The following is a 24,441-nucleotide window of genomic DNA, read 5'->3' on the forward strand; positions in this document are numbered from 1 at the left end:
GTGCGGCCTCTATGGCGCAGGTAGAGTGGAAAAATGAACGCACAGACTGGTCCAGACCTCAGTTATAGCTTCGCGCGCGATAAGGGGATTGTTGTTCTCGATCGCAGTGACGAGGCCGTACAGCTTGGCGTGCGTAATGGCGCGGACCCATTTGCGCTATCCGAAGCCCGCCGCGTTCTGCGTCTGCCATTTACGCTGCAGGCCATGGATGGCTCGGCTTTTGAGCGCGCCCTGACTGAGCATTATGCTCGCGAAGGGGTTACAGGCGATGAGGCTGAGGCCGCTCTGGATCGAGATGGGGATCTCGCCAGCCTTGTTGAGGGTATTCCGCAAACCGCAGACCTTCTTGATGGTGATGATGACGCTCCGGTCATCCGCCTGATCAATGGCCTGATCTATGAGGCGGTCAATCGCAAAGCCTCGGACGTTCACATCGAACCACATGAAGACCAGATGTCTGTGCGCTACCGTATTGATGGGGTTTTACAGGAAGTGCTGACCCCATCGCGCCGCCTTGCTGCGCCCCTGATCAGCCGGATCAAGGTTATGGCGCGGCTCGATATTGCTGAGAAGCGCATGCCGCAGGATGGCCGGATTTCGCTTTCTATTGGCGGGCGCAGCATTGATGTCCGGGTCTCGACCCTGCCAAGCCGTTATGGTGAGCGCGTCACCATGCGCTTGCTGGACACACGTAATGCGCTGCTTGGGCTAGATGAACTTGGTATGGACGGCGCCACGTTGGCGCGGTTCCGGGAGGTTCTGGCTCAGCCGAATGGCATTACGCTGGTGACTGGCCCAACTGGCTCAGGGAAAACCACGACGCTCTATTCGGCTCTCTCTGTTCTGAACAATGGCGAGCGGAATGTGATGACGCTCGAGGACCCGATCGAATATGGCCTTGAGGGCATCAGCCAGACCCAGATGAACCACAAGGTCGGTCTGACCTTTGCTGCAACTTTACGGGCGATCCTGCGTCACGATCCCGATGTCGTCATGGTCGGGGAGATCCGTGATCTCGAAACCGCCAAAGTCGCCTTCGAGTTTGCCGCCACGGGGCGGCCAGTGCTCTCCACCGTGCACACGAATAGCGCGGCAGGGGCGATTCAGCGTCTGCGCGATATGGGGATTGAGCCCTATGTTCTGGCGGCGACCCTGCGCGCGGTGATTGCGCAGCGTCTGGTGCGAAAGCTTTGCGATCATTGCAAGCGCCCGCATGAGCCCAACCCGGATGAGCTTGCCATGTTCGGCTTGCAAGCAAGTGACGTTCAGGCGTTTTATCGGCCAACAGGTTGTATGGCCTGTGGTAATTCCGGATATGCTGGGCGTCTTGGCGTTTATGAACTGATCACAGTCGACAGCGATCTGCGAGAGCTGATCCGTAATGATGGTTCCGAAGACCAAATTCAGGATCAGGCCTTTGCGCAACACGATACGCTGTTCACCAATGCGGCGCGTTATATCGTAAGCGGCCAAACCAGCGTTGAGGAAGTGCTGCGCGTTTGCCGCCGCGATGAGGAGCGTTAGGCGTGGCGGTTTTTGACTATGTTGCCATCGGCCCGGACGGGAAGCAGGCCACAGGGGTCATAACCGCTGATTCCGCGCGCGCGGCCCGCAAGGAGTTACGCCTACGTCAGATGTCACCGCTGGAGGTGAATGAGACATCCGAGAAAAAGAGCCAAAAGCGTTTTTCACGTTCAGGCGGCTCCATGGGCGGAAATGATCTCGTTCTGACAACCCGTCAGCTGGCTATGCTGATCAGGTCTGGCTCAACAGTTGAAGAGGCTGTTGGGGCAATTGCCGGACAAGCTGAGAAACCCGGCGTACGTGGCGCCTTGATGAGTGTGCGCGCAGCGGTTCAGGAGGGCTACGCGCTGGACGAGGCGCTGGCTCAACAGTCCAAGGTCTTCCCGCAATACTATCGCTCTGTTGTCTCTGCGGGATTGCAGGCCGGGCGGTTGGGTGAGGTGCTGGAGCGTCTCGCCACGCATTTGGAAAAATCCCGCAAGCTTCGTCGTAAACTTCTATCGGCACTGATTTATCCGGCGGTTCTCGCGGTTGTCGCGCTGGTCGTTGTTATTCTGCTTATGGTTTTCGTCGTCCCCGCGGTGGTTGAACAGTTTGATACAATCGGTCAGGATTTGCCGCCCCTGACTGAGGGGGTCATCGCGGTTTCGAATTTTCTGAGAGGGTCGGGTATTATCCTGATCCCGCTCTTGATGCTGGCCGGATGGGGCATGCGACGGGTGTTTACTCAGCCTGCCTTGAAGCTGCGCTGGGATAAGTTTGTGCTGGCTTTACCTCTGATTGGGAAACTGATGCGGACGGTCAATGCCGCGCGGTTCTCGCGAACCTTTGCGACATTGTCCGGTAGTGGCGCCACCGTGCCTGACGCTCTGGTGGCGGCGCGCGGCGCAGTTGGCAATGCAGTCTTTCAAAAGGCTCTCACAACAGTCCGCCGCGACGTCGAAGAGGGCCAATCGCTTAATCGCGCCTTGCGTAAGTCAGAGCTTTTCCCGGGCATGCTGGTCCATATGGTCGCGAGTGGCGAGCGTGGCGGCAACCTGCCGGACATGATGGGTCGCGCAGCTGACTATATGGAAGATGAGCTGGACAATAATGCCACGGTCGCCCTCGGACTGGTTGAGCCATTGCTGATCGTGATCCTGGCGGGGATTGTCGCGCTCATCGTGCTGGCAATCATGCTGCCTATCCTGCAACTTAATACAATGGCCATTGGTGGCTGACGGAGATAATAATGGACCTGAAACGGATCAAACGCCTGCGCCGCGAAGGCGGGTTTACCCTGACAGAGATCATGGTGGTGATCTTTATCATTGGTCTACTCTCAACCGTGGTCCTGTTTAACGTGCTTGGCGCGCGCACCGATGCACAGGTCAAGACCGCACAGACGAATATCACCCGGCTGGCCAACGCGCTCGAACAATACAGCCTTGATATGTACGATTATCCGAGCCAACGACAGGGCCTTGAAGCGCTGGTCACACGCCCGGACAATATCCCCAGCGGTGCGAGCTATCGGCAGGGGGGCTATATCACCAAGTTGCCCATGGACCCGTGGGGACGTCCGTTCGTCTATGAACGCCCCGGTGACAAGTCTGGCCGTGCTTATGATCTCTACTCCTATGGTGCCGATGGCAAAGAAGGTGGGGAAGAGCTCGACGCTGATATCGGTAACTGGGACAACTGATCACAGCCATGATGGGCACCCTCGCACATACGCGCCATAGCGAACGCGGGATGACCCTGATTGAGGTTCTGACGGTTGTTTTTATTATCGCACTTACCAGCAGCCTTGTTGTCCTGACACTGCCTGAGCGTTCAAGCGAGGCAGAGCGCTTTACGGAACGCTTTGCGCAGGATGTGTCTCGCGCACATGACCGGGCAATCCTGTCGGGCCGTGTTGTTGGGATTGGCTTTGCCCGTGATCGCTACCGTTTGCAGGAATGGCGGCAGGGGGAGTGGCACGCGGTTTCAGGAAACAGCCAGTCCGTGCCGGAGCGCGTTGATATTGTGTTTCTGAATGCCCCTGAGACGGAGGCTGATGAGCAAGCTCGCCCTGACATCCTTTTTGATCCGACAGGCGTGAACACACCGACCGAAATGCTGGTTCGCTCACGAGGAGAGCGCTTGTCCGTGACGGTTCTGGCCGATGGTGAGGTACAGATCGATGCGGGCTAGGCATGCGCGATCTGAAGCCGGGTTCAGTCTGGTTGAGACTGTTGCGGCGATGGGCATTCTCGCGATGGCAGCGATCCCGCTTTTGCAGATTTCCTCTGACGCGACACGCAACACAGCTGCGCTTGAAACGCGGCTCTTGGCGCGCACCGTTGGGGAAAATGTCATGGCCTTGGCCATGGTCGAGCCGAATGTCCTGGATGGCGGTATCCAGACCGGGACACAGACTCAGCTTGGACGCCAGTTTGCGTATAGTTTGACAGTTGTTCCTGCTCAGCCGGGTGGCTTGCAGGCGCTGGAAGTGCAGGTCCGCCTTGAAGGGGAAGGGACGCAGGTTCTCTCCCGGTTGGTGTCTTTGAAGGCTGTCCCATTACCGCTTGCTGCAGTTGAGGATGAAGACGGCGGTACCGAAGGGGAGGGCGAACCGTCATGACGCGATCTCCCTCTCAACGCGGGTTCACTTTGGCTGAAACTTTGGTGGCGCTCTTTGTTCTGGCAATTGTTTCTGCCGCAGGTACCGGATTGCTCATGGGTGCAAGTAGTTCCAGTAAACAGCTTCGCGACAAGGAAACTGAAATTCGCACCCTTGATATGGCACAGGCTTTCCTGCGCAATGACATTGCCGCCCTGTCCATGCGGGCAACTGTGCCAGAAACCGGGTTTGGCGCGCCGGGTAATCTGTTTGGCAATGCCTCTGATCAACGTGGACCCATCCTCGCTTTTGTCCGCTCTGGTTGGGTAAACCCGCAAAGCCGCGAAGATCGCAGCACGCTCCAGCACGTTGAGTATCGTCTGGAGAATAACACGCTTATTCGAACGGCCACTGTGCGCCCTGATGCGGTGACCGGTACACCGCGCGTCGAGCGCATTCTACTTGAAGGGGTTAGCCGCATTGATGTCCGCTTCCTGCGCGGCGGCGAATGGTCCCGCGAATGGCAGGGTGATGCGGGACAGGCGCTCCATATCCTGCCCGACCTGATTGAGCTTGAAATCGTCTTTGAGGATGAGCGCGAGCTGATCATCTCCGCGCTGACCGGAGGGCGGATTTGATGCTTTGGACGACACGCAAACATGAACGTGGCGCGGCACTGGTCACAGTGCTGATGATTGTGGCGGCCATGTCAGCTGTCGCCGTTGGGATCAGCCAATCTGTGCGCAGTTCAGTAGACCGCACCCGCTTGCTCGATGGTCAGGCGCAACTCCGACTTTACATTGCCGCCGGTGAGGAAGTGGTGAAATCGCAGTTGACAGCGATCATGCTGGAGACAGAAGGGCGTCTATCTTCTGATTTACCGGGACTGTTGCAGCCTCAGGTGTTTCCGGTCGAGGGTGGATCTGTAACCCTGAGCGTGCGGGATATGACCAATTGCTATGACCTCAATGGCAAGCGCGCGACGACCAATGAAGAGGAAACAACACGCCGCCGCGATACGATTGATCCGTTTCAGGTCTTCCTCGAGGATTTCGAGTTTGAGCGCGGTTTAGCCCAAACTTTGTCAGCCAGCCTGCGGGACTGGAGTGACAATGACAGTATCAGTCGTCTCGGCGGGGCAGAGGATGCCTATTATACTGGACTAACCCCCGCCTATCGTACGTCATCGCAGCCATTGGAGAGTGTTTCTGAAGCTCGTGCGATCCAGGGCTTTACCCAAGACGTCGTCCAGCAACTTGAAGGTCTGGTCTGTGTCTTGCCACAGAACACGCTGCAACCCTCACCACCGCTAAATATCAACACACTCACAGAGCGATCGGCGCCGCGCCTCATCGAGGCTTTCTCAGGCGCTTTAGAGCCCCAGCAGGCCAGATCGCTCATTCTCGCGCGCCCAACAGGCGGCTGGCCAGATGTTGAGGTTTTTTTGCAAGAAGCGGCTGTGAATCAGATTAGCCCTGATCTAAGACGCCTTGAGCGGCTTGGTGTGGTGTCATCTCTGGTGGAAACAACCGCAGATGTTGCCTATCGCGGACAGAGTATGCGCGTGAAGTTTCTGATTGAAATGCCACCGGGGCAGCCAGTCAGAGTTTTGCGTCGGGAAAGGGTTGAATAAGGCGATGGCTGACCTCTTTGCTCTTTTGCCCGATGAAGGGCCACCGCTATTTGCCTGGCGTCAGGGGGAGCGTTGGCAGGTGTCTGAAACCCCGCGTGGTGTCGCCGCAAAGGGGCGCAATGTTAGCGTTTTCATCTCCCCAGTTGAGGTCGCGATGTTACAAGCTGCTCTTCCAATGAAGAGCGAGCGCGATGCCCGCCGCGCTGCGCCTTATGCGGTTGAGGACGACCTCGCTCAATCGGTTGATGAAGTGCACATTGCGCTCGGCGAACGCCTAGAGGATGCAACCGAGAGGTCTGTTTGCGTGATTGGTGAAGACAGGGTTCAGGTCTGGCTTGCGCGGCTGACCGATCTTGGCCTTGGTGATGCCGCCTTGATTGTACCGCAGAGCATCTTCCCGGACGGCGATGTTCTGATCACGAGTGATGCAGGTGTATTCGGCCGCGTCGAGGGCCGCAGCTTTGCTCTGGATGCGACAACCCCTCGTGATCTTTTGCAGGGGCTGACGGGAGAGAGCGAAAATCTTACCCGGTATGAGCTTGGCGGCGATCCTGAAGCTTTACTGGAACAATTGGCGACATGGGCCAGTGCAGGGCAAGCCATCGACCTGCGGCAAGGTCCCTATGCTGTGCGGCGTGCTGTTGATACCGCGCGCTTGAAAAGATGGCGTCTCGTCGGCGGGCTGGCGGCCCTATGGGGTCTTGGCTGGCTTGGTATGCAGTTTTGGTCCGCAGCTAATATGACCCAATTGACCACCACCTTGGATCAGCGGGCAGAGGAAATTGCGCTTGCTGGCTGGCCAGAGTTTGAGGGCGATGTCGACCGCGTATTGGCATCTATCCGCTCACAAGGCGGTCCTACAGCTGTCTTGCCCTCGGTGACTGTGACAACAGCCGCCTTGTATGAAGCCTTGTCCGACATTGAGGGCAGTGAATTGCGCAGCCTGCGTTATGATCGCCAGCGCGGACAGGTTCTGGCAATTGTGGCTTATCCAGACTTTGCCGATGGCGACCGCTTGGCGGGGGCGTTTGACAATTCCGGTCTCCAGGCCCGAGTTGGTGATGCTCGGCAGAGCGGGCGGCAAGTTGTTGCTGAACTGGTTCTGGAGGCGCAATCATGAAGGCGTGGTGGAGCGGATTGAACACGCGTGAACGCGGTCTTGTCGGCACTGCTAGTGTGCTGGTTATCCTGGTTATTCTTTGGCAGTTTTTGCTGGTTCCAGCCTTCACTGCAAAAGCGGATGCTAAGGCGGAACTGGATTTAGCGAGTGCCAGAGTTGATCGGCTCAGCGAAGCTTATGGGCAGCGTCGCCTGACCGGTAACTTGAGTCAGGCTTTGAACTCTGGTGTCCCGATGATGAGCAGTGATGCCTTTAAGGGCGCAGTGACCCGCGATGCCGCCGATAAGGGCTTGTCGATTTCCCGGTTACAAGGGGATGGCGAAGAGAGTATCACCTTGGTCTTCGAACGCGTGCAACCTCAACAGCTCTTCTATTGGATTCAAAATGTTGAGACCTCTCTTGGGGGACAAGTCAGGCGCTTGAATATTGAACAGGTTGGGGAAGGGGCTGTTCGGGCGAGTGTTGAGTTTGAGCGAGGCGTGTCATGATTAAAGGTCTTTTCTTCACAATCATCTTTCTGCTCATAGCGGCCATTGCTGCTGCCTTTTTCACCCCGCTTGAGTTTGTACTCAAGCAAACAGGCGTGAACCGGGCCGGGGTTGGCTGGGCCAGCGCTGAGGGCAACATTATGCAGGGCCGGATCAATGGTTTCTTTGTGCAGAGCCAGTCGGTCGGCGACGTGAAGCTGAAACTGCGTCCGGCGTCGCTTTTGTCTGGCCGCGCGACTTATGACGTGATCTGGTCTGGCGCTGGTGGCCGTGGCGCAGGCGAGGTCAGCCTGTCCTCTGGCACCCTCAGTTATGAAAACTTGCGTGCGCAACAGCAGGTGCGTTCCATTGAAGGGCTTGCGCCAGCGGTTCGGGCGATTGGCGGTGAGGTCCGCCTTGCTGAGGGGGCTGGCCGGGTCACTCGGCAGGGCTGTGAAGAGGCCTCGGGAACGGTTTCTTCTGATACGTTGCGTCTTGCTGCCAGCCAGTATGGCAAAGACTTTGGAGAGGTTTCCGGGCCGATTTCATGTGTCGAAGGTGCCTTTGTGCTTAATCTGGTGGGGCGTTCGGCCAGTACCGCAGATCGCATTACCCTATCGGCAAGTGCCTCTCTGCTCGGCCAAACCAGCTTTGTCGCCACCGTTGAAACGGCTGACCGGGATTTGACATTCATCCTGCCACAGATCGGTTTTGAGCGGCGTGGGAATGAGTGGGAATACAGGCATAGTGCCAATGCAGGAGTAATACGATGATCCGCTATTCGTATGGAATGCTCGGTTTGGGGCTGGCTGTTCTGGCTGGGTGTGCCTCAAACTCATCTGAATCAGCGACTGAGCCAGTTGCCCCTAGAGCGAGCGCCAGCTCTGCTATCCCGGCGTCTGGCCTTGGGCCTCAGCAACTTGCGCCCGGCGAGTGCGGCCTCTTCCTCTGGAGCAAGACAGATTCCAGCAAGTTCATATTCTTCAGTCGCGCGACCTCCGGGCAAGCCCTGTTCAAATACCAGGACGAGTCACTAAACCTGCAGCAGGTCTCCGCCGGCGGGACAATTTTCGGGCAGTTCAATACAGAGCAAGGTTACCAGACAACAGATGGACAATCTGTGGCACTGACCTTTGAATCTGGTGAGCGCATGGATGGTGGTCAGCGTATCGATAATGGTCTGATCACCGTAGAGGATGCCGAAGGCTGGCGCACAAAGCTACCTGTTCTGGGAATCCGGGCGTGTCTGCCTGAATGACCAAGCTTGCCCTCGATCATATTCTCATTGAGCGCAATCCAGGAGAAGTTAGAGCCGCGGCGATTGCATCAGATGGACGACCTTGGCGTCTATTCTGGCAGCGCTGGGAAGGCTTAAGAGAACCCGTCCGGCATGGTCAGATTGTTGAGGCAAGGGTCCGCACCAAGGATGCGGCAGGAAATGTCTTCCTTGAGCATATCGCAACCACGCTTTGGCAAGGCGGGCATGAAACCTTGTTTATGGATAAGGTCCACGCTCAAGACTTGCATGAGGGTCAAACACTGAAGTGCCACGTTGTTTGCGCCGCGCGGCAGGATCATGCGGCCAAAACCGTGCCGTGCGACCCGACATTGTCCGTATCGAAACCGGAGGATGCATTTGAGATGTGGCAGCAGTCCCTTGCCATGCCCTCTATGTCTCCGCTCGGCACCCATCCAGCCCCCCCGGAGGGCCTTTCCAGCGCCTTTGAAGAAGCTGAAGCGACGACTATCTCAATACCAAGCGGGGGAGCGTTGCATATCGAGCGTACTCGCGCCTTAACCGCGATCGATGTCGATTCTGCGGGACGGGTTGGCAAAGGTAGCGCCGGTGCGCGGGCCTTATCTCTGAACCGCGATGCGATCAGTGAAACCGTCCGCCAGCTGGGTTTAAGAGGTCTTGGTGGCGCCGTTGTGGTGGACTGTGTGGAACCGCTTAATCGCAATGCAAAAGATCAGATAAGATCAAAGTTTATTGAGATTTATCAGTCTGTTACTACGGAGCCCCTCGAAGTCATTGCGCCTTCAAAGCTTGGCTTGTTACAGGCGGCTCTGCCTTGGCATGACACCCCTTGGGGTGAGAGTGCAGAAACATCCGAGACCGCACTCCTCAAAGCTTTGAGAGACGCCCAGCGTGAGCTGCAGGCCGATACATCAAGCTTTTTCACACTTATGCTTGGCCCATCCACTTATGAGGCTTATCTGCTGCGCAAGGATGTGGTGGACAGACTTGTCCAGGATCACTTCCACGGGCGCATAAAGCTTGAAAAGACTGGTGCCAACCAAGAGGGATTGAAACGTCAATGAGCAAGATCAAAACCTGCGCCATTTGCGAAAAGAAGCCGGTGAGCCCTGAGTTTAAGCCTTTCTGTTCAAAGCGCTGCGCGGATGTTGATCTGTCACGTTGGCTTAAAGGCAGTTACGCGATACCGGGCCGTCCGGCCGATCAGGCTGATGAGGTTCCGGGGCGTGAAGATAGTAGCGAAGCTTAAACGCTCTAATTGCTATTCGACGCGGCGTTCTTCCAAGGCCCCGCGAATAAATTCGAGGCAATCGCGATACAGCGTCATCGCCGATTCAACCGGGTCCATTCCTGTCAGCAGCTCGATCTGATCTCTGAAGAAAAAGGCGAGAACAGCGAGCAAGACCACATAGACTAGGATCGCGCTAAGGCTGCGCAAGATATAGCCACCAGCACTGCCGAGAACCAGGCCAATGCCGCCAAGGATCAGCGCGCCTTGCCATGGTGGCATGCCAACTTCCAAGGCCTGTCGATAGCCCATAAAGCCGCCGACCAGGGCCCCAATCACGCCAGTTACACCGCCCACTGTTTGTCTCGACATCCCTGGACCCCTTTTCCTGTGTCTCAGTTCAGCTTAAGCCGAAGAAAAGGCTGTGAGCAAGACTCGCGGGATGACAAATACGGAGAGCAGAATGATCAGATCTCTATTGATTGCCAACCGGGGTGAGATCGCGTGTCGGATTATGCGCACTGCGCAGGCCATGGGTATACGCACGATTGCGGTCTATTCTGATGCTGATGCGAGAGCCAAACATGTCCGCGAAGCCGATGAAGCGGTTTGGATTGGCGCGTCACCCGCGCCAGAGAGTTATCTACGTGGTGAGGCCATCATCGCGGCAGCCAAAAGTGCTAAGGCCGATGCCATCCATCCCGGCTATGGCTTCCTGTCAGAGAATGCAGCCTTCGCAAAAGCTGTCTCTGAGGCGGGGTTGATCTGGGTTGGCCCCAAGCCTGAAACGATTGAGGCGATGGGTCTGAAAGATCAGGCGAAAGCGATAGCCGAAGAGGCCGGGGTTCCCGTGTTGCCGGGTTATCGCGGTGAAGCGCAGGATGCTGAAACCCTGTCCAAAGAAGCTGACAAGATTGGCTATCCGCTGCTGATCAAGGCAGTTGCTGGCGGTGGTGGCCGCGGTATCCGTCTCGTTGCTGATAAGGTTTCTCTCGCGTCTGAACTCGAAAGCGCCATTCGTGAGGCTGAGTCAGCCTTCGGGGATGGCCGCGTCATGCTTGAGAAACTGGTCGAGCGTCCACGCCATATTGAAGTCCAGGTGTTTGGCGATAGTCATGGCAATGCCGTTCACTTGTTTGAGCGAGACTGCTCGTTACAGCGCAAACGCCAGAAGGTGATTGAGGAAGCGCCTGCACCGAACATGCCGGAAGAGGTGCGCGCGGCAATGTGTGAAGCCTCTGTCAAACTGGCCAAGGCGGTTGGCTATGAAGGCGCTGGTACTGTTGAGTTTATTGTTGATGGCGCGCGCCCGCTTGCGCTGGATACGTTCTGGTTTTTGGAAATGAACACGCGCTTGCAGGTTGAGCACCCGGTTACCGAAATGGTGACCGGCACCGATCTGGTCGAATGGCAATTGCAAGTCGCGGCAGGTGAAGCTCTGCCGGTTAAGCAGGATGAAATCACGCTGCTCGGCCATGCGATTGAGGCGCGTATCTGTGCTGAAGACCCAGCAGAAGACTTCCGTCCAGGCGCTGGCCTGATTGAAGAGTTCGGTATGCTAGCGGATACGGATGTCGATTGGCTGCGCTGGGAAGCGGGCTTTGAAAGCGGTGACCGCGTGCCTGCTGTCTATGACTCAATGATCGCCAAGCTGGTCATCTGGGGACAGGGCCGGGAAGAAGCGATTGAGCGAACCGTTGATACGTTATCTCACCTGCAACTGGTTGGCGTGCCGGGGAACATTGGCTTCCTGAGGCGCTGCGCCATGGCCGATGCCTTCTTTGAGGGTACCCACCACGTGAACTGGATTGCTGAGCAGGGTGAAACGCTCAGCCAACCACCTGAAGAGCACGAACTGGCTGGCGTTCTGGCCGTTGCGGATATCCAACTTGAAAGCCAAAGCGATGATCCGTGGGGACTTCAAGATGGCTGGCGTTTGAACGCGGCTACTAATCTGCGCGCACCTGTTTCGGTCGGTGAGACAAGTGACTGGGTCGATCCAGATATTCTGGACGTTCCGGAAGAGACGCCGTTGGCCTTGGTGACACAGCTATCAAGCCGACGCTTCGCTGTAACGGTTGGTGGCGATTCAGCCCTGATGACGATCCCGGACTATGAGGCCGAAGCCGAAGCGCTTGCAGGCGAGGATGCCGTTAAGGCGCCTATGCCGGGCAAGGTCATCGCGCTGACCGCGAAAGTCGGTGACACGGTCGAAAAAGGGCAGGGGGTTGCCGTGATGGAGGCCATGAAGATGGAGCACACTTTGGTGGCCCCGCGCGATGGCGTGGTTGAAAGTATTGGCGCAGAAATCGGCGCGCAGGTTGCTGAGGGGCTAGTCCTTGTTGCGCTAGAGGCGGTTTAGTCTCGCCCAAGCAGGAAGTGACCCAGAAGCGCTGCAACGGGCTTGTCGCGTTCTGATTGCCAGGCTTCAGCGCGAACGCTGGCCATGCGTCGACCGAGTTTGACCACCGTGGCCCGCGCATAGAGGTCTTCCGCGCGCCCTTGCCTGAGATAATCAACCGTAATGTTGATCGTGCGAGGTGGCCGCTCAACATCGGCAACGATAAACAGTTGAGCCATCGCCGTCATTTCCAGAAAAGTGCCTATGGCGCCGCCATGCAGCGCTTTGATCGTGAAATTCCCGATCAGCTTGTCCTGATAAGGCAGGACGGCGGTCATGTCGTCGCCCTTGATATCGCAATGCATGCCGAGCGTTTGGACAATCGGTACACGCGCTAGAAAGCCTTCAAGCTGCTCGCCGCGGGTCAGTGTCTCACTCATAGCTGGCTCCCTGGCTTCAGGCTGGTACGTGGTTTGTTGATCGCAAACGCGCCCTGGGCCGTTGCAATCACCTTGTCGCGGTTTTCGTGATAGGCCCATGCCCGGCAGAATGCGACGGAGCGAGTCACATGATAGCATTCGGCTTCGGCAAGAATATCTCGGCCGCTCTCCGCCGGTCGCATATAATCAATGCGCAAGTCCAGCGTTGCGACAAAGCGAAACTCCTTCAAGGCCGCCCCGCATGAGGCCCCACACAAGTTGTCCAGCAAGGTCGTAATCACGCCGCCATGAATGACTCGTGTTTCCGGGTCGCCAATCAGCTTCTCATCGAAGGGTTGAATGCCCCAGACATGGCCTTTCTCGATGCGCGTGACTTCAAAGCCAAGCTCATTCGCCCACGGGGTCATTTTCATCATGCTGCTCATGTTCTGGCGCATGAATTCCAGACGGTCGTCCAGGTTATTGATCGGGTCACTCATTACCAACTCACAAATTGACGTTTGCGTAAGCGGCTATACCATCCTTGAAAGACTATAAAATAGATAACAACGTCACGGGAGGACGAGTATGGCATTCGACGGCGGTCGAGTTGGCAAGGCCTGTATTATTGGGGCTGGCTGCAGCGGTTTTACAATGGCGAAACGGCTGAAGGATTATGGTGTGCCATATGACTGCTTTGAAATGTCAGACAATCTGGGTGGGAATTGGTACTACAAAAATCCCAATGGCATGTCATCCTGCTATCAAAGCCTGCATATCGACACATCAAAGTGGCGATTGGCGTTTGAGGATTTCCCGGTTCCCAAAGATTGGCCTGACTTTCCCCACCACAGCCAGCTACTGCAATACTTCCATGACTATGTAGACCATTTCGGTCTGCGCGAGACGATCACGTTCAATACAGCGGTGACGAAGGCCGCGCGTCGCGACGATGGTGACTGGGATATCACGACTTCAGATGGGCAGACACGCACCTATCAATGGCTATTCGTCGGCAATGGGCATCACTGGGACCCTCGTACGCCTGATGACTATCCAGGGCAGGATACGTTCAAAGGCTATCAGATCCATTCCCATCATTATGAGGACCCATTCGAGGCTTATGATTTTCGGGGCAAGCGCGTTCTGGTCGTTGGGGCGGGAAACTCCGCCATGGATATTTCCTCAGAGCTCTCACAACGCCCGATTGCCAAGAAGCTGACCATCTCCATGCGGCGCGGCGTTTGGGTTTTGCCAAAATATCTGAATGGCGAGCCTGCGGACAAAGCGGTTTTGCCAAGCTGGATGCCAGCGAGCCTTGGACGCAAACTCGCGCGTAAGATGATCAAGAAGCAACTCGGTAATCCAGAGGATTATGGCCTGCCCAAGCCGGATCATGAGCCGCTTGACGCACACCCGTCTGTTTCCGGGGAGTTCCTCACACGTGTGGGCTGCGGTGACATTCATGCCAAAGGCGCGATTGATCGGTTTGACCAGGGCGGTGTGATCTTTGCTGATGGCAGCCGGGAGGATCTCGATGCCATTGTTTGGGCAACTGGCTATAAGGTCAGCTTTCCATTCTTTGATGATCCTGCGCTTACGCCTGATGAGAACCGCTTCCCACTGTTCAAACGTATGGTGAAGCCGGGATATGAGAACCTGTTCTTCCTTGCTTTGGCGCAACCCTTACCAACGCTGGTGAACTTTGCGGAACAGCAATCGAAGCTCGCTGCCGCTGCAATTGTCGGAGATTATGCCTTCCCGGATCATGCAGAAATGGACCGGATCACCAAGGCTGATGAGAAAACCCATATGGGGCATTTCTATCAGGCGGCGCGTCACACGATGCAAGTTGATTTCAATACTTATGTGAAAGATTTGATGAAAGAGATTGAACGCGGAAAGAAACGCGTGAAGATGGCCGCGTAGGTTGAACAGGACGTAAGCGTATGCGGTGGAGTATTGCCTGGATTCTGGGCTTGAGCCTTGTGGCCTGCGCGTCTCCACGTCCGGTCGTATACCCAGATATTTATACAGAACCGCCAGCATCGGACATTCGTACGACAGGTCTTATGCGTAACGCGCCGCCGCAAGGGCCGTTTCAACCGAACGCCTATCTGTTTGCCTGTCGGGACGGGTTTTCCAATCAGCCGCCCTTGGGGCCGGATGGCCGTGTTTTGAACTTCAATCCGATTATTGTGGCGTTTGGTGTGGTGATGGCTGCAGCGCCGGCCAATGATGTCTGCATGTCCTCGGGTTTTGGCATTCGGGGTGGCCGTATGCATAAGGGGATCGATCTGGTCTCGCGCCCGGCAGGGACAATCTACTCCGCCGCACCGGGTGTCATTCTTGAGGTCAGCCAGCAAACCGGCTTTGGCAATCAAGTCGTTATTGATCACGGGTCTGGCGTCTACACGCGGTATGCGCACTTCCAGAGTTTTGCCCCGGCTTTAGCGCCGGGTCAGCGGGTAGGCTTTGGCGAACCGATTGGAACCATGGGGGCAACCGGAAATGCCACAGGTGTGCATCTGCATTTCGAAGTCCTGACCGGGAATTATAATACCCCTCGCAAATCATGGGGACTGGAAGCGCATAACCCACTGGACTTCCCGGCCTGGCAAGGGTTGGATGGTGGCAGCTAATTACGGGAGGGTAATGATGCGCGGTTTTATCTTTGCTTTCATGTTTGCCTTGGCTGCCTGTCAAGCCGGGACAAGTGACCATGATGCAAAAGCTGAAGAGCTTGCAAAGCTTGAGCGCTGGGTGAAAGAGGCAAACGAGAAGCAAGCAGCTCTCACCGCTCCAGCGACTGATGCACAGCGAGAAACTTTTGGCCCGCTGGCTGATCTTCCGGGGCAGCGCTTTCGCGGTGTACCAACGGATGGTTCAAGCGAGCGACAGGATGACTTTCAGCAGTGGCAATGGGCCCTTGGGGGCACGGCCATCCTGATCCGACATGCCTTGACGGACGGCTCCTATGGTGGAGATACCTATGTCTACAAGGACTCGGAAAGCGAAAACCTTGTCTATGTATACATTACCAATGCAGGGTTTCGCACCGAAGGTGTCATCAGCATAAATGAGGATGGTAGTTTTGCTGCGGAAGAGGATGTTGCGGGCCATCCCAGCATCAAAAAAGTTCGGTCAACCAGTACATTTGGCGATGATGGTAAGATATACATGACATCAGAGTATCTTGATGGCGGAAATTGGGTAACGGGACATTCCTTCACATATGAACAAACGATTCAGGACTTGCCTGCTCTGATTGCAAAGTGAGCGCTCAAACTGGCTTTTGATGCTGCAGTGCAGTCAGAAAGTTGACGTTTCGTCATATTTGGACAGACTGGTTCTTAAGGGAGTTGGTATGTCATCTATTATTAATCCACCCATTCGCGCCGGGAAGCGCGCGCTCACCAAGGCCGCCAATCGCCAGGCTATTCTGGATGCTGCGCGCATGGTGTTTGCGCGTATTGGTTATGAGGCGGCAAATATCCGTGACATTATCCGTGAAACCGATCTCGCGAGTGGAACGTTCTATAACTACTTCAAATCCAAGGAAGAGGTGTTTGAAGCGCTCGCAGATGATTCGGTGAAGCGGTTCCGCCCTCTCTTGGCAAAAGTCCGGGAAGAAGCCGAAGATCTCGAAACCTATATCCGTACGGCGTATGGGGCGTATTTTGGCTTTCTTGCTGAAGAGAATGGTGCTGCGATTGAAGAAGGTACGCCGCACATGGCGCTGATCGGTGTTCGGGTCGACACACCGGAGATGCAGACCGTCTCTGATGAAATTCGAACAGACCTGGAATCAGTCCTTCAGAAGACTGGCCATGGTGCCATCGATACCGACTATTTGACCGCTGCCGCGATTGGGATTGCCCGTGAGATGGGTGACAATATGCTCAAAAGGCGTCCTGTTAACCCGGCGGCAGCCGCAGAATTCGCTACACAAATCATCATTACGAGTATCGACGCGCTTGCCAAACAGGTTCGCTAAGGCAGATTAGTTCCCAAACAGAACAAGAGTTTGGGAGGACGGGCGATGAGCCTGCAAGCGACAATTGCGAAACTGATGCTGAAGCTACCCGATAGCTGGAAAGTCAAAATGGCGGGTGGCGAACCGCTCGTCATCGGTGGGCGAACCCTTGATCCGCATATTCAGCTGATCGCGCATGGCGCGAGCAAACAGCCGCCAATGTCCTCGCTTGAGCCTGAAGTTGCGCAAGCGGCGGCCAAGGAAGGTCTTGCCATGTTGGCGGCCAAGCCGGAGCCGGGCGTGACGTGGGACGATATCGAAATCCCAACTTCAGACCCGCATCATGTGCCTGTCCGTGTCTATAAACCGGCGGATCAGAACCCTCAGGCGCCTATGATGGCTTATTGGCATATGGGCGGGGGCGTTATCCTGGATATTGAAGCCTGCCATGCCTTTTGTTCCATGATTGCAAAAGTTGCAAAATGCCCGGTTGTCTCCGTCGATTATCGCCTCGCGCCACAGCACAAGTTTCCGGCCGGGCTTGAAGACTGCCTGACCGCCTATGAGTGGGCGTTGAAAAATGCCGAGAAGTATGGCGCCCCGGCTGGCCGTGCGGCGATAGGTGGCGACAGCATGGGCGGGAATTTCAGTGCAATTATTGCTCAGGAAAGCACGCGGCGTGGTTTGCCAAAACCCGACTTGCAACTGCTCATCTACCCGGCAACAGACTTGGTGACGGAGTTCCCGTCAGCAGAACTGTATGGCGAGACCTATCCGCTTTCGACCGATACGATGCAGTGGTTCATGAAACAGTACCTGCCTGAAGAGTTCGACCGCGCGAACCTGTTGCTCTCACCCGCGCAAGAAGCACGGCTGGAAGGCTTGCCACCTGCGATTATCGCAACAGCCGGGTTTGATCCCCTTGTTGATGATGGCGCCGCCTATGCCAAGAAGCTCGAAGCGGCAGGCGTCGATGTGGTCCATAAATGCTATGATAGCCTCGCGCATGGATTTACCGCCTTCACAGCGGTTGTCCCGGCGGCGCGGGAAGCCTGCCTAGAGATTGCGGGCATGGTGCGTGATACCTATGCGAAGCTTTAATGCGCGCTCTGGTTTGTCATAGGCTCACAGACGATTTGTCGGGTGTTGAGGTTCGTGAGGTTGAACGCCCTGAACCGGCTGACAATGAGGTACTCATTCGCGTGCGCGCGACCAGTATCAACTATCCTGACATATTACTGTGTCAGGGAAAGTATCAGCTAAAGCTCGCGCCGCCTTTCACGCCGGGTATGGATATGGCTGGGGAGGTCATCGCGCTTGGCTCCGCTGTAAAAGACTTCGATATTGGCGATGCGGTTTGTGGTGGCGCGAAGTTTGGGAACTTCGCTAAATATGCCGCTATTCCGGCGGATGGTCTCCAGAAGAAGCCGGAGGCGTTCTCCTTTGAAGAGGCCGCCTCATACAGTGCGGCTTATCTTACGGCTTATGTGGCGCTGGTGCGCCGCGGCAATCTGCAAGCCGGGGAGACTTTGCTGGTACACGGTGCCAGTGGCGGGGTGGGCATGGCGGCGGTTGATGTCGGCAAAGTCCTTGGCGCAACTGTAATCGCGACTGGGGGCAGTGATGAGAAGCTCGCCAAGGTGAAAGCCTATGGTGCGGATCACGTGATCAATACCGCGCATGGTTTTCGGCAAGAAGTGAAGGCTTTGACGGATGGGCGCGGCGCCGACGTTATTTATGATCCGGTGGGCGGTGACATCTTTGATGAGAGCGTTCGCTGCATCGCCTTTAATGGTCGCCTGTTGGTGATCGGGTTCACCTCCGGCCGTATCGCGCAAGTTTCGACAAATATGCCTCTGATCAAAGGTTTCTCAGTCGTCGGCGTCAGGGCAGGGGAGTATGGTCGCCAATTACCCGAGCAAGGCCGCGAGAATATCGAAACAATTTGGAAATGGGCACGCGAAGGGCGAACCCGTCCATATGTCCATGCCTCGTTGCCTTTGGAAGACACTGTCAAAGGCTTCCAGATGCTGCTCGATCGTCAGGTTGTGGGCAAGCTGATCGTCCAGCCCTAGGGCGAGGGCCTACTTGCCTTCCGCGTCGCGGATAAGGTCTGCGAAACGTTCAAACAGATAGAAGCTATCCTGCGGTCCGGGGCTGGCTTCAGGGTGGTGCTGTACCGAAATGATCGGCTTTCCAGCCACGGCCAGTCCGGAATTTGTACCATCAAACAGCGAGCGATGGCTTTCCTCGACCCCCTCAGGCAGCGTGTCTACATCCACAGTGAAGCCATGGTTCATCGATACAATTTCGACTTTTCCAGTCGCAAGATCTTTCACGGGATGGTTCGCGCCGTGGTGCCCTTGCGTCATTTTCTTGGTTTTCGCGCCGAGCGACAGGGCCAGCAATTGATGGCCGAGACAGATTCCGAGGATTGGCAGGCCGCTCTCGACCAGACCTTTTACGGTCTCGCCAACACGTTTGATCGTCGCGGCCGGGTCGCCCGGACCATTTGAGAGGACAATGCCATCTGGCTGTAGAGCAAGAATGGTTTCCAACGAAGCATCACCACCCACCACAGTTGCTCTTAATCCAACATTGGAGAGATTGCGTAATATGTTGTGCTTCACCCCGAAATCGATAACGACGACATGCGCTTCAGGATTTTCCAGAGCCGTAAAGCCAGTACTCAAGTCCCAAAGTTGTTCGCTATGCTCGAATGTCTCGTCTGTTGAGACATTGGCGGCCAGGTCAGCCTGCTCAAGCCCTTCCCAGGCTTGTGCCGCTTTAATCAGGGCTTCTGTGTCGATCTTGCCATCTGGTGCGTGGATAATCGCGCACTTCTGCATGCCATGCTCGCGAATGAGGCGGGTCAGAGCGCGCGTGTCAACGCTGGAGAGACCCACAATACCCTTACGGGTCAGCCAGGCATCAAAGTGATCTTCTGCGCGCCAGTTCGAAGGCGGTGTGATCGGTTCACGGAAAATCGTGCCCCGTGCGGAAACGGTGGCTGCCTCTGAGCTTTCCTCATGATCTTCCGGATTTGCGCCAACATTCCCAATATGCGGGAAGGTAAACAGGACGATCTGATCAGCATAGGACGGGTCGGTCAGGATTTCCTGATACCCGGTTACCGCTGTGTTGAAACAAAGCTCACCCACCGTTGTGCCAACATGCCCGCTACCCTTGCCGAGGAAAACGGTTCCATCCGCCAATGCTATGGCCCCTGTCGCTATGGTTGAAAGCGATTGATTTTCTTGGCTCATGGCATTATCTCCGCTTTTCTGTTGTCAAACGATTAGCCATATTAAGCATTTCGCAGGCAAACGGGTGGCAGATAGAGGGTGTTGTCCCGCGCCGTCAAGCGCATGGATCATCTAAAGAGGCGAATATGGGTCATTTAGACCAAACCATCCACAATTCACTCAAAGGCCGCGTCTGCGCAGCGCTGAGTGCTGCTGAGAGTGTCGATGCCGATAGTGTACGCTCGCAAACCCTGCGGCTTGTGAAATGTGCCATGAACGACCGTGACATGCAGGCGCGTGAAGGTGGCGATTGTGCCGGATGTGCAGATGAAGACATTATCGCTCTTTTGACCACTATGGTGGCGCAAAGGGAGGTCTCTTCAGCCGATTATGACGCCCAAGGTCGGATCACGGACGCAGAGCGTGAGCGTGAGGAAATCGAGATTCTCTCAGAGTTTCTGCCACAACCACTTGCTGGTGATGCTTTGAAGATTGCTGTGCATGATGTCGTGCAGTCCCTCGGTGCGAGTAAGCTTACCGATGTTGGAAAATGTATGACGGCGCTGCGAGCGCGTTATCCTGGCCAAATTGAGTGTAGTGAGGCCGGCAAGGCTGTTCGCACGGCCCTGTCTTAGGACGCCATCTCAACATCTATTCTGATTGTCCCGGTGAGGGTCTGGTTGGGTTCCAGAACCTGAAGGCCTGTTTCTTGTGAAGAGAGGCTCATGTTCAGGGCGTTCGGGGCGTGCGTGATTGGCTCAACGCAGAATGATGGTTCATCCGCCGGTGTGAAAACCGTCAGCTTTGAAAAAACAGGATCGCTTCGTATGATCAGGCGATGGTCTGGCCATTCCATTTCTACAGGGTTAGCGCTGACGTCAAAGGCGGTATCGAGAGCAAGGTCTGCAACAGTGCGTGTATGCCTCAGGTCTGTCTGAGGATCGATTGCGGCGGCCTCTGGTGCCATATGGCGACCTGTCCAGGAGCGCAGGACAGGAGCGGTTAAACTTGCCCCAGACTTTGGAAAATAAGGATGCCAGCCAAAGCCTGCGGGCATGGGGCTTTGGGATTTATTGGTAAGGCTCAAGGTTAGGCTGAGCCTGGTATTCGTGAGCTTGAATTGCTGTCTGGCCACATAGGACCAAGGCCATAAGGCGCCATCATGCTTATGCATCAGAGTGGCTTCGGCATCGCTTGCGTGCTCAACCTCCCAAGCCGACTGCCAGCCAAGTCCATGGATGGCATGGGGTTCAGGCGGCATATTTGCGGGCAGGGCTATTGATTGGCCTTGAAAGACAAACTGCCCTTGATCGATGCGACCAACAAAAGGCACCATGGGGAACGCTGCGAAATCGCGCGCATCCCAGTGGTTCGGAGAAGGCATTTCTGCGGCCCTCAGGAGGTGAGTGCCTCCCTTGCTAAAGCTTGTAACGCAGCCTCCGTGGCTCGGCGCGAGGCAAAGTTCCAGATCGCCATGGCTAAGCGTAATCATGCCTCGCTTTTAGCCGTTGCATACAGGGTCGCAAGGGCGCGGAACTCTTCCTGTGACAGGGTTTCGGCACGTGCAGTTGGATCAATGTCGCAGGATTCAAGCCAGTCCTGCGCGACCAAGTTCACTGTTTTTGCCAAAGCTTTCAGGGAAGCGCGCAGCATTTTGCGTCTTTGTCCAAACGCCGCCGTCGTAACGGCTTCAAGGGCCGCAATATGCTCGAAGCGCTGATCGTCTGGCAGAGGATGAAAAACAGCAACAGCGCTGTCGACTTTAGGGGGCGGACGGAAGGCACCGGGTGGCAGCGTAAAAGCGATATGCGCCGCACATGTCGCTGCAGTCAGTACAGCCAAGCGCCCATAATGAGGGTCGCCGGGTTCAGCGCAGGCACGCTGTGCCACTTCCTTTTGGAACATCAGCGCCATCTCACCGCGCCATGGTCCGGCCTTAAGCCAGTTCACGAAGAGGGGCGTCCCTACATTGTATGGAAGGTTGGCGATGATCATTGCGGGTGTCTCGGCCCCGCTTAAAAGCCCTTCCCAATCAGCTTTGCGGGCATCCATTTGATGGATACTGAGACGGCCTTCACTGGCTTCAGGCCAAGCGCCAAGTGCCTCTGCAAAGCGTGAGTCAGCCTCAACACAGATGACCTTAGCGGCTCCTTGATCAAGCAAGGCTTGCGTTAGACCACCTGGACCGGGGCCAACTTCGATAACCGTCCGCTCCGCAACAGGCCCTGCAGCGAGGGCGGTGCGCCGTAAGATATCAGGATCGAACAGGAAATGCTGGCCTAGCGCTTTGCGGGCAGGGGCATCTGTCAAAGGTGGGCGCGTACTCATGATAGCGATGCGTTTGCCATATCTGCGGCGAGCCGAATAGCGGCAATCAAGCTATCCGGCCGGGCAACCCCGTCACGGGCGGCATCATAGGCTGTGCCATGATCCGGGCTGGTGCGGATGATTGGCAACCCAAGCGTCGTGTTGACTCCGCCCCACATATCAAGCGTTTTGACCGGGATCAGGCCTTGGTCGTGTGTCATGGCGATCACCGCATCGAACGCGCCGCTTAGGGCTTCATGGAAAACCGTATCGGCTGGGCGAGCATCGCTGATGGATATGCCCTGCGCGCGCAGGAAAGCAGCTGCCGGGTTGATGATCTCAACCTCTTCGCGCCCGATCGTCCCCGTCTCACCAGCATGAGGATTAAGGCCCGTGAAGGCGATTCTGGGATCAGCCAAGCCAAAGCGCTCACGCAGGGCTGTATGTGTTATGCTGCCGATTTCGATCAGAAGCTCTTTATTCAAGTGCTTGGGTACATCGCGAAGGGGCATGTGGATGGTTGTCAGCGCAACGCGGAGGCCGCCACCAACCAGCATCATGACAGGTTTTAGGGGCGCTGTGCCATCGGGTGCACAGAGCTGGGCAATAAACTCTGTATGCCCAGGGTGTTTGAAACCTGCATCATAGAGGACAGCCTTGGAAATCGGGTTCGTTACGACACCGGACGCGAGACCGTTTAAGCTATGCGTCACCGCAGTTTCGATAGACTCAATAATATGCGGCGCGGTATCGGTGTTTGGTTGGCCTACTTCGAAGGCTGGTAGAGCTTCTTGGAGGGGAAGGACTGGCAAATTTGAAGCAAATATATTGAGAGCTTCATCGGGTTGCGAAATCACGTCCACGAGATCTTCAGGAAAGACTTGAGGATCAGCAATCACATAGAATGTATGTTGGTCTTGCTCTTTCAGTGCCTGCCAGGCTGCGAGTGTGATTTGCAGTCCACACCCAGCCGGGTCGCCCATAGTAACGGCAAGGGGCTTGTGGCTCGCCAAGGATTAGCGTCGGATAATTGTGGCTTCGCGGCGCAGGTTACGAAGCGAACGTTCAGAAATCATACCCAATTGCTGACCGAACAGGCGGTCTTCGAGCTGCTCTCGGGTCGGCATATTCGGAACATTCTCCTGACGGTCGCAGACGAACATCACTGCAAGCGTCCCGGACGTGGCAAAAATATCTGTGCTTTGCCCAACTTCTGTGGCCTCAACCATACTCCGGCCTTCGGGGCCTAAATCTGCGACATTCAAATCTTCCAGGCGAACAGTTCTCAAGTTCTCATCTTCAGCCGCCATGGTTTCAATAGAGTCACATCCTGTCGCGGCTTGGGCCGCATCCCAGAGCGCCTCATCGCTACCATCATTAACCGTCAAGCGAACAAGATCGACGCGAGAAGTTGTTTGGGATGGATCCTGCTTGCCACGTACCTCAAGCAGATAAACACCCTCTTCTGTAACAATCGCTTCAGTCAGGCCTGGGCCCTGCATAGCTGAGAGAGCATCGGCACGAGCTTGGTCTAGATCATCCAGTGTAACCCAGCCCATATCGCCGCCAGATGCAGACGTGGGGGCCGATGAGAAGCGCTGAGCCGCAACTTGAAAAGGCGCGCCATTGCTTATCTGCTCGCGCAGAGTGGCTGCGACTTCGAGCGCTTGCTGTTTATTCTCTTCATCAGGTGCAAAAAGGAAGATTTCTCGGATCTGATATTGCTCTTTGGCGGCCGAACTCACCATGCGTTTCATTTGGTCGCTGATCTGAGAGGGGGAAATCCGAATGCGGGAACCGTAAAGCCCGCCCATGATCCGTCGCCAGGCAATATCAGCCCGTGTCTGGTCTTCAAGGCTTTTCGGATTAATCCCGGCCTGCAGTAGCGTTCCTATCAATTCTTCTCGGGTGACACCTGACTGACGGGCGAGATTGTTAATTGAGTCGGCAATATCAGAATCGCTAACCTCAACTTCATATTCTGTTGCTTCTTGAAGCTGTAGTTTTTCATCGATCAACTGCTCAAGCGCTTGGTTAGCGAGTTGTTGAATTTGTTCCTGAGTTGGCTGCTGTCCGCCAAGGCTCAAGAGCAACATCTGCGCGCGTTCACGCACATCACTATACGTAATCGGCTCATCATTCACAGTTGCGGCGACGCCTTCGATTTGTTGCACAGCCGGGGTCGCTACCGCTTCCTGCGAAGCAGCCTTCAGGGAAGGACAGAGGCTGATAGCCATGATCGCAGCCAAGGCGGTCAAAGAACGCGTCATACTCAAGAACTCCAAAGAAGGTTCATAGAACCGTTATAGTCTGCCTTAAGCATATCCGACCTGTCGCAT

At 55.9% G+C, this 24,441-nt stretch carries 29 protein-coding genes; 21 read left to right on the plus strand and 8 right to left on the minus strand.

The genetic code is table 11. The features are described 5' to 3' along the window. Positions 1–33: 33 nt before the first annotated feature. The 13 genes from gspE to RYZ27_RS06320 are packed head-to-tail and all read left to right on the plus strand — an operon-like array spanning position 34 to position 9,835. On the plus strand, positions 34–1,524 hold the full coding sequence (gene gspE / locus RYZ27_RS06260) for a type II secretion system ATPase GspE (RefSeq protein WP_406681518.1): 1,491 nt from the start codon (positions 34–36) through the stop codon (positions 1,522–1,524). 2 nt (positions 1,525–1,526) lie between these two features. Further along, positions 1,527–2,744 carry a type II secretion system inner membrane protein GspF gene (gspF, locus tag RYZ27_RS06265; RefSeq protein ID WP_406681519.1) on the plus strand — a complete coding sequence of 406 codons (1,218 nt, stop codon included), beginning with the start codon at positions 1,527–1,529 and terminating at the stop codon, positions 2,742–2,744. A gap of 11 nt (positions 2,745–2,755) precedes the next feature. Next, positions 2,756–3,208 (plus strand): type II secretion system major pseudopilin GspG, encoded by a 453-nt coding sequence (gspG, locus tag RYZ27_RS06270; protein ID WP_406681520.1) that lies wholly within the window; start codon positions 2,756–2,758, stop codon positions 3,206–3,208. A gap of 8 nt (positions 3,209–3,216) precedes the next feature. After that, positions 3,217–3,699 carry a GspH/FimT family pseudopilin gene (locus RYZ27_RS06275; RefSeq protein WP_406681521.1) on the plus strand — a complete coding sequence of 161 codons (483 nt, stop codon included), beginning with the start codon at positions 3,217–3,219 and terminating at the stop codon, positions 3,697–3,699. Continuing rightward, complete coding sequence (locus RYZ27_RS06280; RefSeq protein ID WP_406681522.1) at positions 3,689–4,129, plus strand: type II secretion system protein; 441 nt, start codon at positions 3,689–3,691, stop codon at positions 4,127–4,129. Before RYZ27_RS06275 ends, RYZ27_RS06280 begins: the two co-directional genes overlap by 11 nt. Then, positions 4,126–4,746, plus strand: a complete 621-nt coding sequence (gene gspJ, locus RYZ27_RS06285) for a type II secretion system minor pseudopilin GspJ (RefSeq protein WP_406681524.1) — start codon at positions 4,126–4,128, stop codon at positions 4,744–4,746. The genes RYZ27_RS06280 and gspJ overlap by 4 nt, the downstream gene beginning before the upstream one ends. Next, the gene (gene gspK / locus RYZ27_RS06290; protein ID WP_406681525.1) at positions 4,746–5,741 is read left to right on the plus strand and encodes a type II secretion system minor pseudopilin GspK; all 996 of its coding nucleotides are present in this window, start codon (positions 4,746–4,748) and stop codon (positions 5,739–5,741) included. Before gspJ ends, gspK begins: the two co-directional genes overlap by 1 nt. 4 nt (positions 5,742–5,745) lie before the next feature. Then, entirely contained in the window at positions 5,746–6,861 is a 1,116-nt protein-coding gene (gene gspL / locus RYZ27_RS06295; RefSeq protein WP_406681526.1) for a type II secretion system protein GspL, read from the plus strand. Beyond that, positions 6,858–7,349, plus strand: coding sequence for a type II secretion system protein GspM (gene gspM / locus RYZ27_RS06300; protein ID WP_406681527.1), 492 nt, complete (start codon positions 6,858–6,860; stop codon positions 7,347–7,349). The genes gspL and gspM overlap by 4 nt, the downstream gene beginning before the upstream one ends. Continuing rightward, on the plus strand, positions 7,346–8,101 hold the full coding sequence (gene gspN, locus RYZ27_RS06305; protein WP_406681528.1) for a type II secretion system protein N: 756 nt from the start codon (positions 7,346–7,348) through the stop codon (positions 8,099–8,101). The genes gspM and gspN overlap by 4 nt, the downstream gene beginning before the upstream one ends. After that, positions 8,098–8,586, plus strand: a complete 489-nt coding sequence (locus tag RYZ27_RS06310) for a hypothetical protein (protein WP_406681529.1) — start codon at positions 8,098–8,100, stop codon at positions 8,584–8,586. Before gspN ends, RYZ27_RS06310 begins: the two co-directional genes overlap by 4 nt. Beyond that, positions 8,583–9,650 carry a ribonuclease E/G gene (locus tag RYZ27_RS06315; RefSeq protein WP_406681530.1) on the plus strand — a complete coding sequence of 356 codons (1,068 nt, stop codon included), beginning with the start codon at positions 8,583–8,585 and terminating at the stop codon, positions 9,648–9,650. The genes RYZ27_RS06310 and RYZ27_RS06315 overlap by 4 nt, the downstream gene beginning before the upstream one ends. After that, entirely contained in the window at positions 9,647–9,835 is a 189-nt protein-coding gene (locus tag RYZ27_RS06320; protein ID WP_406681531.1) for a DNA gyrase inhibitor YacG, read from the plus strand. Before RYZ27_RS06315 ends, RYZ27_RS06320 begins: the two co-directional genes overlap by 4 nt. 12 nt (positions 9,836–9,847) lie before the next feature. Here the strand turns inward: RYZ27_RS06320 and RYZ27_RS06325 are convergent, their stop codons facing one another. Then, positions 9,848–10,186: a hypothetical protein gene (locus RYZ27_RS06325; protein ID WP_406681532.1), complete on the minus strand. Its 339-nt coding sequence runs from the start codon at positions 10,184–10,186 to the stop codon at positions 9,848–9,850. 91 nt (positions 10,187–10,277) lie between these two features. On the opposite strand from RYZ27_RS06325, the gene RYZ27_RS06330 reads away from it, so the two are divergent. Next, a complete protein-coding gene (locus RYZ27_RS06330) occupies positions 10,278–12,176 on the plus strand; it encodes an acetyl/propionyl/methylcrotonyl-CoA carboxylase subunit alpha (RefSeq protein ID WP_406681533.1) in 1,899 nt (632 codons plus the stop codon). On the opposite strand, the gene RYZ27_RS06335 is transcribed toward RYZ27_RS06330, so the two are convergent. Beyond that, entirely contained in the window at positions 12,173–12,595 is a 423-nt protein-coding gene (locus tag RYZ27_RS06335) for a PaaI family thioesterase (RefSeq protein WP_406681534.1), read from the minus strand. The two genes, RYZ27_RS06330 and RYZ27_RS06335, sit on opposite strands and share 4 nt — an antisense overlap. Further along, positions 12,592–13,074, minus strand: coding sequence for a PaaI family thioesterase (locus RYZ27_RS06340; RefSeq protein WP_406681535.1), 483 nt, complete (start codon positions 13,072–13,074; stop codon positions 12,592–12,594). Before RYZ27_RS06340 ends, RYZ27_RS06335 begins: the two co-directional genes overlap by 4 nt. 88 nt (positions 13,075–13,162) lie before the next feature. Here RYZ27_RS06340 and RYZ27_RS06345 point away from each other — a divergent pair, with 88 nt between their 5' ends. The 6 genes from RYZ27_RS06345 (at position 13,163) to RYZ27_RS06370 (ending at position 18,625) form a co-directional block, all read left to right on the plus strand. Continuing rightward, positions 13,163–14,503, plus strand: a complete 1,341-nt coding sequence (locus RYZ27_RS06345; protein WP_406681536.1) for a flavin-containing monooxygenase — start codon at positions 13,163–13,165, stop codon at positions 14,501–14,503. A gap of 20 nt (positions 14,504–14,523) precedes the next feature. Further along, positions 14,524–15,216 (plus strand): M23 family metallopeptidase, encoded by a 693-nt coding sequence (locus RYZ27_RS06350; RefSeq protein ID WP_406681537.1) that lies wholly within the window; start codon positions 14,524–14,526, stop codon positions 15,214–15,216. A 16-nt stretch (positions 15,217–15,232) separates the two neighbouring features. Beyond that, positions 15,233–15,853, plus strand: coding sequence for a hypothetical protein (locus RYZ27_RS06355; protein WP_406681538.1), 621 nt, complete (start codon positions 15,233–15,235; stop codon positions 15,851–15,853). An 88-nt stretch (positions 15,854–15,941) separates the two neighbouring features. Beyond that, entirely contained in the window at positions 15,942–16,571 is a 630-nt protein-coding gene (locus RYZ27_RS06360; protein ID WP_406681540.1) for a TetR/AcrR family transcriptional regulator, read from the plus strand. 45 nt (positions 16,572–16,616) lie between these two features. Beyond that, complete coding sequence (locus tag RYZ27_RS06365; protein ID WP_406681541.1) at positions 16,617–17,651, plus strand: alpha/beta hydrolase; 1,035 nt, start codon at positions 16,617–16,619, stop codon at positions 17,649–17,651. Next, complete coding sequence (locus tag RYZ27_RS06370; protein WP_406681542.1) at positions 17,651–18,625, plus strand: NADPH:quinone oxidoreductase family protein; 975 nt, start codon at positions 17,651–17,653, stop codon at positions 18,623–18,625. Before RYZ27_RS06365 ends, RYZ27_RS06370 begins: the two co-directional genes overlap by 1 nt. Positions 18,626–18,634: 9 nt before the next feature. Here RYZ27_RS06370 and carA read toward each other — a convergent pair whose 3' ends face one another. Then, entirely contained in the window at positions 18,635–19,816 is a 1,182-nt protein-coding gene (gene carA / locus RYZ27_RS06375) for a glutamine-hydrolyzing carbamoyl-phosphate synthase small subunit (protein ID WP_406681544.1), read from the minus strand. A 125-nt stretch (positions 19,817–19,941) separates the two neighbouring features. Here carA and RYZ27_RS06380 point away from each other — a divergent pair, with 125 nt between their 5' ends. Continuing rightward, entirely contained in the window at positions 19,942–20,430 is a 489-nt protein-coding gene (locus RYZ27_RS06380; protein ID WP_406681546.1) for a GatB/YqeY domain-containing protein, read from the plus strand. Here the strand turns inward: RYZ27_RS06380 and RYZ27_RS06385 are convergent. From RYZ27_RS06385 to RYZ27_RS06400, 4 genes are read right to left on the minus strand one after another with little or no spacing between them, the layout of a single operon-like run. Further along, positions 20,427–21,287 carry an aldose 1-epimerase gene (locus tag RYZ27_RS06385; protein WP_406681547.1) on the minus strand — a complete coding sequence of 287 codons (861 nt, stop codon included), beginning with the start codon at positions 21,285–21,287 and terminating at the stop codon, positions 20,427–20,429. The genes RYZ27_RS06380 and RYZ27_RS06385 overlap by 4 nt on opposite strands. Then, complete coding sequence (gene rsmA, locus RYZ27_RS06390) at positions 21,284–22,123, minus strand: 16S rRNA (adenine(1518)-N(6)/adenine(1519)-N(6))-dimethyltransferase RsmA (protein ID WP_406681548.1); 840 nt, start codon at positions 22,121–22,123, stop codon at positions 21,284–21,286. Before rsmA ends, RYZ27_RS06385 begins: the two co-directional genes overlap by 4 nt. After that, positions 22,120–23,085: a 4-hydroxythreonine-4-phosphate dehydrogenase PdxA gene (gene pdxA, locus RYZ27_RS06395; protein WP_406681549.1), complete on the minus strand. Its 966-nt coding sequence runs from the start codon at positions 23,083–23,085 to the stop codon at positions 22,120–22,122. The genes rsmA and pdxA overlap by 4 nt, the downstream gene beginning before the upstream one ends. 33 nt (positions 23,086–23,118) lie before the next feature. Continuing rightward, positions 23,119–24,372, minus strand: a complete 1,254-nt coding sequence (locus tag RYZ27_RS06400) for a SurA N-terminal domain-containing protein (RefSeq protein ID WP_406681550.1) — start codon at positions 24,370–24,372, stop codon at positions 23,119–23,121. Positions 24,373–24,441 lie beyond the last annotated feature (69 nt).

The organism is Hyphomonas sp. FCG-A18, assembly GCF_045287255.1.
Classification (GTDB): Bacteria; Pseudomonadota; Alphaproteobacteria; order Caulobacterales; family Hyphomonadaceae; genus Henriciella.

Excerpts from the sequence above, each read along its gene's own strand:
- RYZ27_RS06335 (WP_406681534.1), bottom strand. The coding sequence starts at position 12,595 with ATGAGTGAGACACTGACCCGCGGCGAGCAGCTTGAAGGCTTTCTAGCG.
- RYZ27_RS06380 (WP_406681546.1), top strand. The coding sequence starts at position 19,942 with ATGGGTCATTTAGACCAAACCATCCACAATTCACTCAAAGGCCGCGTC.
- RYZ27_RS06325 (WP_406681532.1), bottom strand. The coding sequence starts at position 10,186 with ATGTCGAGACAAACAGTGGGCGGTGTAACTGGCGTGATTGGGGCCCTG.
- gspJ (WP_406681524.1), top strand. The coding sequence starts at position 4,126 with ATGACGCGATCTCCCTCTCAACGCGGGTTCACTTTGGCTGAAACTTTG.
- RYZ27_RS06320 (WP_406681531.1), top strand. The coding sequence starts at position 9,647 with ATGAGCAAGATCAAAACCTGCGCCATTTGCGAAAAGAAGCCGGTGAGC.
- gspN (WP_406681528.1), top strand. The coding sequence starts at position 7,346 with ATGATTAAAGGTCTTTTCTTCACAATCATCTTTCTGCTCATAGCGGCC.
- RYZ27_RS06385 (WP_406681547.1), bottom strand. The coding sequence starts at position 21,287 with ATGATTACGCTTAGCCATGGCGATCTGGAACTTTGCCTCGCGCCGAGC.
- rsmA (WP_406681548.1), bottom strand. The coding sequence starts at position 22,123 with ATGAGTACGCGCCCACCTTTGACAGATGCCCCTGCCCGCAAAGCGCTA.
- RYZ27_RS06350 (WP_406681537.1), top strand. The coding sequence starts at position 14,524 with ATGCGGTGGAGTATTGCCTGGATTCTGGGCTTGAGCCTTGTGGCCTGC.
- RYZ27_RS06340 (WP_406681535.1), bottom strand. The coding sequence starts at position 13,074 with ATGAGTGACCCGATCAATAACCTGGACGACCGTCTGGAATTCATGCGC.
- RYZ27_RS06330 (WP_406681533.1), top strand. The coding sequence starts at position 10,278 with ATGATCAGATCTCTATTGATTGCCAACCGGGGTGAGATCGCGTGTCGG.
- RYZ27_RS06365 (WP_406681541.1), top strand. The coding sequence starts at position 16,617 with ATGAGCCTGCAAGCGACAATTGCGAAACTGATGCTGAAGCTACCCGAT.
- RYZ27_RS06315 (WP_406681530.1), top strand. The coding sequence starts at position 8,583 with ATGACCAAGCTTGCCCTCGATCATATTCTCATTGAGCGCAATCCAGGA.
- RYZ27_RS06370 (WP_406681542.1), top strand. The coding sequence starts at position 17,651 with ATGCGCGCTCTGGTTTGTCATAGGCTCACAGACGATTTGTCGGGTGTT.
- RYZ27_RS06310 (WP_406681529.1), top strand. The coding sequence starts at position 8,098 with ATGATCCGCTATTCGTATGGAATGCTCGGTTTGGGGCTGGCTGTTCTG.
- gspE (WP_406681518.1), top strand. The coding sequence starts at position 34 with ATGAACGCACAGACTGGTCCAGACCTCAGTTATAGCTTCGCGCGCGAT.
- pdxA (WP_406681549.1), bottom strand. The coding sequence starts at position 23,085 with ATGGGCGACCCGGCTGGGTGTGGACTGCAAATCACACTCGCAGCCTGG.
- RYZ27_RS06345 (WP_406681536.1), top strand. The coding sequence starts at position 13,163 with ATGGCATTCGACGGCGGTCGAGTTGGCAAGGCCTGTATTATTGGGGCT.
- gspG (WP_406681520.1), top strand. The coding sequence starts at position 2,756 with ATGGACCTGAAACGGATCAAACGCCTGCGCCGCGAAGGCGGGTTTACC.
- RYZ27_RS06275 (WP_406681521.1), top strand. The coding sequence starts at position 3,217 with ATGATGGGCACCCTCGCACATACGCGCCATAGCGAACGCGGGATGACC.
- gspL (WP_406681526.1), top strand. The coding sequence starts at position 5,746 with ATGGCTGACCTCTTTGCTCTTTTGCCCGATGAAGGGCCACCGCTATTT.
- gspK (WP_406681525.1), top strand. The coding sequence starts at position 4,746 with ATGCTTTGGACGACACGCAAACATGAACGTGGCGCGGCACTGGTCACA.
- RYZ27_RS06280 (WP_406681522.1), top strand. The coding sequence starts at position 3,689 with ATGCGGGCTAGGCATGCGCGATCTGAAGCCGGGTTCAGTCTGGTTGAG.
- RYZ27_RS06400 (WP_406681550.1), bottom strand. The coding sequence starts at position 24,372 with ATGACGCGTTCTTTGACCGCCTTGGCTGCGATCATGGCTATCAGCCTC.
- gspM (WP_406681527.1), top strand. The coding sequence starts at position 6,858 with ATGAAGGCGTGGTGGAGCGGATTGAACACGCGTGAACGCGGTCTTGTC.
- RYZ27_RS06360 (WP_406681540.1), top strand. The coding sequence starts at position 15,942 with ATGTCATCTATTATTAATCCACCCATTCGCGCCGGGAAGCGCGCGCTC.
- carA (WP_406681544.1), bottom strand. The coding sequence starts at position 19,816 with ATGAGCCAAGAAAATCAATCGCTTTCAACCATAGCGACAGGGGCCATA.
- RYZ27_RS06355 (WP_406681538.1), top strand. The coding sequence starts at position 15,233 with ATGCGCGGTTTTATCTTTGCTTTCATGTTTGCCTTGGCTGCCTGTCAA.